Origin of the sequence: Loktanella sp. DJP18, from assembly GCF_049310965.1 — a bacterium.
Taxonomy (GTDB): domain Bacteria; phylum Pseudomonadota; class Alphaproteobacteria; order Rhodobacterales; family Rhodobacteraceae; genus Loktanella.
Map to the genome: position 1 here is coordinate 1 of NZ_JBMERN010000182.1, position 5,688 is coordinate 5,688.

Here is a 5,688-nt window from a genome sequence, read left to right on the forward strand (position 1 = left end):
ACCGTTTCACAAACTTGAGAAACGGCCATCTTCGAAGGCCATTCTTCCGGGCGTCCCGCCCGGCTCTTCTCTTGGATTCAGCGCAGCTCTTTGGGCAGCGGAGCGGCACTCCACTGCTTTCAGATTCGGCAAGGTCGAGGCTTCAGAAGCTGCTCAGCAGCGCCAGGTAGATGTGCGTTGCCTCAGGCCCTTTGGGGTCGACGGGTCCATCGCCATCAGCGTTGTTGGCTGAAACATAGGCGATCGGGGCGGGACCGTTGGCATCGCGCTCGAGCAGGACGTCCATGTCGCCTGTGGCGGGGTTGGCCGTGCGAATGTCGATGAGGTGGGCGATGAGGTGATCGAGTTTCATGATGATCTCCGTTTGGAAAAATGAAGCGTTGGGGAGGGATCAGCCGCGGCGCGCCTGACGCCAGGCTGAGGGGGCGACGATGCCACCGGAGGCCCAGAAGCCAGCGCGGTCAGACTGCGCCTGGTGCTGGTCGTAGCTGTAGTTTTTGTTGTGGTGCATCAGCGCGATCGCCATGCCGCGCCGCACCATTTCGCGACCGACATCGGTTCCGTCGGCAAGCGTGACGCGGGCCACAAGACGGTCGTAACGATCGCGGTCCACAGGGTGGATCGTGACGGTCTCGCCACGCACGAGGCTGCGCAGCATGGCCGTCGCGGCAGGACCTTCGGGCTGGTCGTATTCGGGCGCATCGATGCCGTGCAGGCGGATCTTGATTTCGGTGCCGTTCGGCGTCGCAACGAGGCTGTCGCCATCAACGACACGCACCGCGGCCTCGAAGGAGGCGGGAGTAATGCCGCCAAGCTTGAACAGCAGGCCAAGCAGGAATACCAGAACCTTGAAGGCAAAGCCCATCAGGGCGAATCCCACGCGGAACAGGGTGGTGATGATCTTGATGATATCGCGCATGGAAAATCTCCGGGGTCCTGGGGGTTGGCAGTCTCACAAATGAGAGTGCCGGCCCCAAGGGACCATTCAGCACATTGTGCTGACGCCGGGCGGTTCACGTGGTGAGACGAATGTTCTTCAAAAAGAAAAACCAGATCCGAAACTAGCTCTGTGACAGCCGCGGGTTGGCTCCGGAAAAAGCAGGCCTCACCTGATCAGGAACAGCGTAAGCGCCAACCTGCGGTGCGGGACGCACGCAGATGGTGTCCATCGCGGAGTCGATGATGAAAGCGGGGACGGGAGCGGGGGTCGTCATGGGATGTCCTTGGGATGCACGGACGCGGAAAGCGCGCCGCCTGGTGCATGGGATATCGGTCCCCCACATGCGGGCGGAGCCGGGCTGGACATAAAAATACCGCCGCTCCCGAAACGGGGGCGGCGGGGTGTGGTGCCTTGGCACCAGGTTCAGTCCGGGTCAGGAGGTCCGGCCTGTCCGGGATGACGGGTCGACGTAAAACTTGTGATCGCCAATCTGACGGACCAGTATGATCCGGCTCGCCCATCCGGGATTTACGCCCGTGGTGTGATAGTGATCAGCGCCTTGCAGCTCTGGCAGCGGACCGATGGCCAGTGTTGCGCGGGCGACTGCGACGGAGCGCTGCCATGCGTCACGCTCGGTGATGGCCTCAAACGTGTAGCGTGTCAGCATGAAGCTGAACTGCACCGGCACGACGACATCGCAAGGCTTGCTACCCCAGCGACCTTTCACGGCCGCACGTTGAAGGATGACGGAGGCCACGGCGCGCTGTCCGAACTCGGACTGGTTGCGGGCTTCATGGTAGATCGCAACGGCAAGGCATGTGAGGGAGTTTGAGCCCTCAAGTGTTGTCGGAACAGCAAGCGCACCGATATTTGTATCGGGTGTGACCTGACCGTTGAGCCGCAGTGTGTGTCCGATCGGTGCGGTCTTGGTGGAGAAACGACCGCCGGTGTTTCCGGTGGGGGCGGAGATGGCATAGACCTGGGAGAGGTCGATGGTGCCATCGAAGGCGGCGTCGAGGCTGTATTCGGGCTGCGCGGCGGCAGCCCGGCGTTCCGAATAGTCCTCAGAACTTTCGTTGGCAGATGCTGTCGTGCCAATGGCTACGACTGCAACTACCGCCAGAGCGATACTGCGGATCATGATGTCTTCCTTGATTTTCTGGGTATGACGCTGCGTGGAAGGGCAGGTCCGTGCGGATGACGAATGGACCTGACCTTTGACCGGCGTCGCGGTCTGCCGGAGCTTTCGCTCCGGGTCTTGTTCTCAGGCGGCCGTAGCCTCCTGGATGAAAAGAAGGCCGATGGCGGCCTGTCGTGTCGCTTCGGCCAGGCACGGCATTTCGCGTGCGTCGGCCTTGTCCATGACGATGGTGACGCCGGCATCCATCGCGCGCGACAGCGTCTGCTCGAAGCTTTCGAGTGCAACAGCCATGGCGGCGCTATGTGCGCCATCAGGATTGGAAAGCAGGGGGCTGCGATCGAAGATCGTGATGATCTCGATGGTGTCGCCCGGAGTGGATGCCGCCAGGGCAGTGTCGATGCAGGCAGCAATGGCGAGCACGACGCCAAGCTTGCGGGTTCCCGATCGCGTGGCAGCAGCCTGTTTCAGGGTTTCTCCTTGGGATGATTTCAGGACCATGCCGATCCCAATCGTCTCGCTCGAAGTTGCGGAAACGGCATCGACAGCGATCAGGTGAAGCGCAGGCTCTGCGCCGTTCATGCCGCAACCGCGTCTTGCATGGTCAGGCAGGCACCAGAGACCATGATTTGACCGCGGTCGATCAGGGTATCGGCGGCGAGCGACATGCGCTCGAAGGAGCTCAGCGTCAGCGGATCTTTCCCTGTCGGGATCTCCACTTCGAGGTCACGGACCTGGTCGTCGCCGTTGTTGATCGTGAAGGTCGTGCGCAGCGTGATTTTCATCCGGATTCTTCCTGCTTGGTTTTCATCAAGGGCGCGCTTCGTGGCCCGTTCTCACCCTTGAGAACGGACACGAAGGGGGCACCAGCGCGGCGCCGCCAGGTCTCGCGCAACAAAAAGGCCAACCCGCTTTTGACGGGTTGGCCAATGATGGTTTCGGACGTTGTCCGCCCTCAGTCAGGACTGCTGTCGCAGGAACTGTCAGAAGAGTCGGAATCCGATGGCGCACAGTCGTCAGCGGGTGCTGCGTTATAGACAGCGATGCCTGCGGCGACGGCACCGCCGGCTAGGCCGCCGAAGCGTGTAATGTCATCGGTGGCGTGATCACGGCATGCTTGTGGGGTGCAGCGTCCGAGCGCAGGGAGAGCGTGCTTGCCAGGCCGGGTCCGATCCAGCCGGGCATGCCGGGGTGCATGTCATCGTCACGGCGCGCGGATGACGAGATGGTGGATCGAGATGTGCGGACCGTGGTGCGGGCGTCCGTGATCTCCGGCTTGGGCAGGCGCTTGGTGACGCTCCTCACGTAAAACAGGACGGCAAGGAGGCAGAGGGCGCTGGTGATAAGGACGGGGTTGAACATGCGAAGCCTTTCAAGGCAGAGGATTGATCTGATCGACGTGATGTCGCTGCGGACAAGATGGGATCGAAGATCTCGGTGTGGTTGCGATGGGGGCGAAATTTTCGACCTGAGGGTTGCGCATAAAAAAATGGGGCAGCCTTGCGGCTGCCCCGGATCGGTCATAGCCCCTGAGGCTTAGAACGGGATCTCGTCGTCGACCATCTGCTCGGTGGTCTGCGACGCGGTCTCGTCGGACGCGGTGCCGGCGGTCTCGGACACGCCCTCGGCGGTGGCATCGGACGCGGCAGCGGCGGCATCTTCACGGACGGTCTTGTCCTTGAAGTAGACGATCTTCAGCTGGTCTTCGCTGTAGGTGCCGCCGTTCTCGTTCTTGCGCTGCACAGCTTCCATGGGGCCCTTCATCCAGATTTTGGAGCCCTCGCCTGCGGCTTTGATCGCGTCGATCGTTTTTGCCGTGAAGGCAAACGCGGTCTGCTCGAACTTCACGCAGTCGATCGTGACGACGGCGTATTGGCCCTTACGGCCGGATTTCAGGGCAATCGACTTGATCGTGCCGAAGCGCTCGATCCACTTGTCGCCAGCGGCGCGTGCGGGGGCTTCGGACTGTGCGGCGGACTGTGCTGCGTTGTTCTGGTCGGTCATGTTGATCTCGCTTCTGGTTTGATTTTTTCCGAGGCCTTCGATGTTGGCCGTCTCGCGCAATGCAGAGACGGACATCTTCGATGGCCCGTTTTCTCTGATCTTCTCTTTTTCCCGCTCTCTTGCCGGGCACGTCATCTCCCCGCTCAGAAAAAACAGACAGAAAGAAAGACAGACAGACACGAAAAAGGTGAGGAGAGGTCAGGCCGAAGACCGGGGCATCGCCTCCATCAACCTGGACCCGAAAAGGAAAAAGCCGGCACATCCTCTCGGATGGCCGGCTCATGATCTCGAAGGGGTGCCGATCAGGCTTCTGTGGCACCCACCTGGGCATCATCCTCCAGGACGACGGACTGACAGAGGAAGCGGCCCACGCGCCACGCAAGGAATACGAGGCAGGCGAGGGCGGCCCAGCCGACAGCACCTGCGACGAAAAACCGGACCGGCACGTCGAAGGGACTTTCGAGATACAGTGGAGATGAGTCCAACAGGGCGAAGCTCCCCATGATCATCATGAGGGCTGCCAGAGAGGTAGCCGTCATGGATACGAATAGGATGCCTCCAATGACAAGGATGCAGCCGCGGCCCAGCATCGTGCATGGCTTGGGGAGGGGCTTGCCTGGACGGTTTCCCAGATGCTTGTAGAGGAACGAGGATGTCTTGATCTTGAAAAGCGGCATCACTGCCTCCCTGTATGACTGATGTAGCAATGAAATTGATACGACAGCGCACATCCGGAAATGCAATCTGCCGGTCTTCTTCTCCCCGGGACCCGCCCACCCCATGACGAGATGACAAGGAAAAAGCGCTGGGCATCCACTTGGGAGCACCGGCGCCTACCTCCCTCGTATAGAGGGTTTTGTCATCTGTTGGTCTTGTCTCTCCCCCTATGGAGAGGATGGAGACCTATGGGAGTGTGTCAGGCCATCGCGAGGTGCGTGGCACCGTGGCGTGCGCCGAGATCGACGAGGGCGCTCAAGCGCTCCACGTAGTCGTTAGGGCCATCCTCTGAGGCTTCCATGTCACCGGCGCGGAACGCAGCGATCTTGGCCTGCACGTCGGCGATGGGCCACTTGATGACCCACCCGTCGGTATCACTCCCCTCGAGGCCCAGTTCTTCACGCAGGTAGGCACTGGAGCTGGCGGCCAGATCGAGGATGGCGTGCTCGACGTAGTTGGGGTTCGCCACGAACTGGCCGAGCTTGTCGTCCCACAAGGTGGGTTGACCCTGCTCGACCTCGAAGACCTCGTTGAGGTCATTGGGAGCGATCTCACCGGAGTTCTGGGTGGCGAAGTAATACATGTGGCTCATGGGGATCTTCTCCGGATCAGTGAGGAGGTGAAGGACGGGCTCAGTCGAGGGCTCAGTCGAGGGCTCAGTCGAGGGCTCGGCCGGTCCGGATCATGTGGATCAGGCTCATCGCGATGATCGGCACGCTTGCGCCCAGCGCGATCAGCGCGGCCGACCCGGCGTCGCCCTGAGCTGCGGCAAGAGCCAGGATGGCGAAGGCTGGCGCGCCCGCGATCGTCCCGATCACGCAGAGGATGAACAGGACGTAGGCGCGCGGACTGGCGAACTGGAGGTGAGCATCCCACAGGCCCGGCGTGT

The 5,688-nt window shown here is 61.4% G+C and carries 10 protein-coding genes; all 10 read right to left on the minus strand.

The window, feature by feature from the left end; translation table 11 throughout:
- Positions 1 to 142: 142 nt before the first annotated feature.
- Entirely contained in the window at positions 143 to 352 is a 210-nt protein-coding gene (locus ACOI1H_RS23190) for a hypothetical protein (RefSeq protein WP_422440513.1), read from the minus strand.
- 39 nt (positions 353 to 391) lie between these two features.
- Entirely contained in the window at positions 392 to 919 is a 528-nt protein-coding gene (locus ACOI1H_RS23195) for a thermonuclease family protein (RefSeq protein WP_422440514.1), read from the minus strand.
- Positions 920 to 1,373: 454 nt separating this feature from the next.
- Positions 1,374 to 2,081 carry a cell wall hydrolase gene (locus tag ACOI1H_RS23200; RefSeq protein ID WP_422440516.1) on the minus strand — a complete coding sequence of 236 codons (708 nt, stop codon included), beginning with the start codon at positions 2,079 to 2,081 and terminating at the stop codon, positions 1,374 to 1,376.
- A 123-nt stretch (positions 2,082 to 2,204) separates the two neighbouring features.
- Complete coding sequence (locus tag ACOI1H_RS23205; RefSeq protein WP_422440518.1) at positions 2,205 to 2,660, minus strand: hypothetical protein; 456 nt, start codon at positions 2,658 to 2,660, stop codon at positions 2,205 to 2,207.
- Positions 2,657 to 2,863 carry a hypothetical protein gene (locus ACOI1H_RS23210; protein WP_422440520.1) on the minus strand — a complete coding sequence of 69 codons (207 nt, stop codon included), beginning with the start codon at positions 2,861 to 2,863 and terminating at the stop codon, positions 2,657 to 2,659. The genes ACOI1H_RS23205 and ACOI1H_RS23210 overlap by 4 nt, the downstream gene beginning before the upstream one ends.
- Before the next feature lie 283 nt (positions 2,864 to 3,146).
- The gene (locus tag ACOI1H_RS23215) at positions 3,147 to 3,440 is read right to left on the minus strand and encodes a hypothetical protein (RefSeq protein ID WP_422440522.1); all 294 of its coding nucleotides are present in this window, start codon (positions 3,438 to 3,440) and stop codon (positions 3,147 to 3,149) included.
- 174 nt (positions 3,441 to 3,614) lie between these two features.
- Positions 3,615 to 4,157, minus strand: a complete 543-nt coding sequence (locus ACOI1H_RS23220; protein ID WP_422440523.1) for a hypothetical protein — start codon at positions 4,155 to 4,157, stop codon at positions 3,615 to 3,617.
- Positions 4,158 to 4,384: 227 nt separating this feature from the next.
- The gene (locus tag ACOI1H_RS23225) at positions 4,385 to 4,759 is read right to left on the minus strand and encodes a hypothetical protein (protein WP_422440525.1); all 375 of its coding nucleotides are present in this window, start codon (positions 4,757 to 4,759) and stop codon (positions 4,385 to 4,387) included.
- Positions 4,760 to 4,998: 239 nt separating this feature from the next.
- A complete protein-coding gene (locus ACOI1H_RS23230) occupies positions 4,999 to 5,391 on the minus strand; it encodes a hypothetical protein (RefSeq protein ID WP_422440527.1) in 393 nt (130 codons plus the stop codon).
- Positions 5,392 to 5,455: 64 nt separating this feature from the next.
- Positions 5,456 to 5,688: hypothetical protein (locus ACOI1H_RS23235; protein WP_422440528.1), on the minus strand; the 233-nt coding region annotated here is incomplete at its 5' end.

Coding starts and splice junctions, on each gene's coding strand:
- ACOI1H_RS23210 (WP_422440520.1), bottom strand. CDS start 2,863: ATGAAAATCACGCTGCGCACGACCTTCACGATCAACAACGGCGACGAC.
- ACOI1H_RS23230 (WP_422440527.1), bottom strand. CDS start 5,391: ATGAGCCACATGTATTACTTCGCCACCCAGAACTCCGGTGAGATCGCT.
- ACOI1H_RS23220 (WP_422440523.1), bottom strand. CDS start 4,157: ATGTCCGTCTCTGCATTGCGCGAGACGGCCAACATCGAAGGCCTCGGA.
- ACOI1H_RS23225 (WP_422440525.1), bottom strand. CDS start 4,759: ATGCCGCTTTTCAAGATCAAGACATCCTCGTTCCTCTACAAGCATCTG.
- ACOI1H_RS23200 (WP_422440516.1), bottom strand. CDS start 2,081: ATGATCCGCAGTATCGCTCTGGCGGTAGTTGCAGTCGTAGCCATTGGC.
- ACOI1H_RS23215 (WP_422440522.1), bottom strand. CDS start 3,440: ATGTTCAACCCCGTCCTTATCACCAGCGCCCTCTGCCTCCTTGCCGTC.
- ACOI1H_RS23190 (WP_422440513.1), bottom strand. CDS start 352: ATGAAACTCGATCACCTCATCGCCCACCTCATCGACATTCGCACGGCC.
- ACOI1H_RS23205 (WP_422440518.1), bottom strand. CDS start 2,660: ATGAACGGCGCAGAGCCTGCGCTTCACCTGATCGCTGTCGATGCCGTT.
- ACOI1H_RS23195 (WP_422440514.1), bottom strand. CDS start 919: ATGCGCGATATCATCAAGATCATCACCACCCTGTTCCGCGTGGGATTC.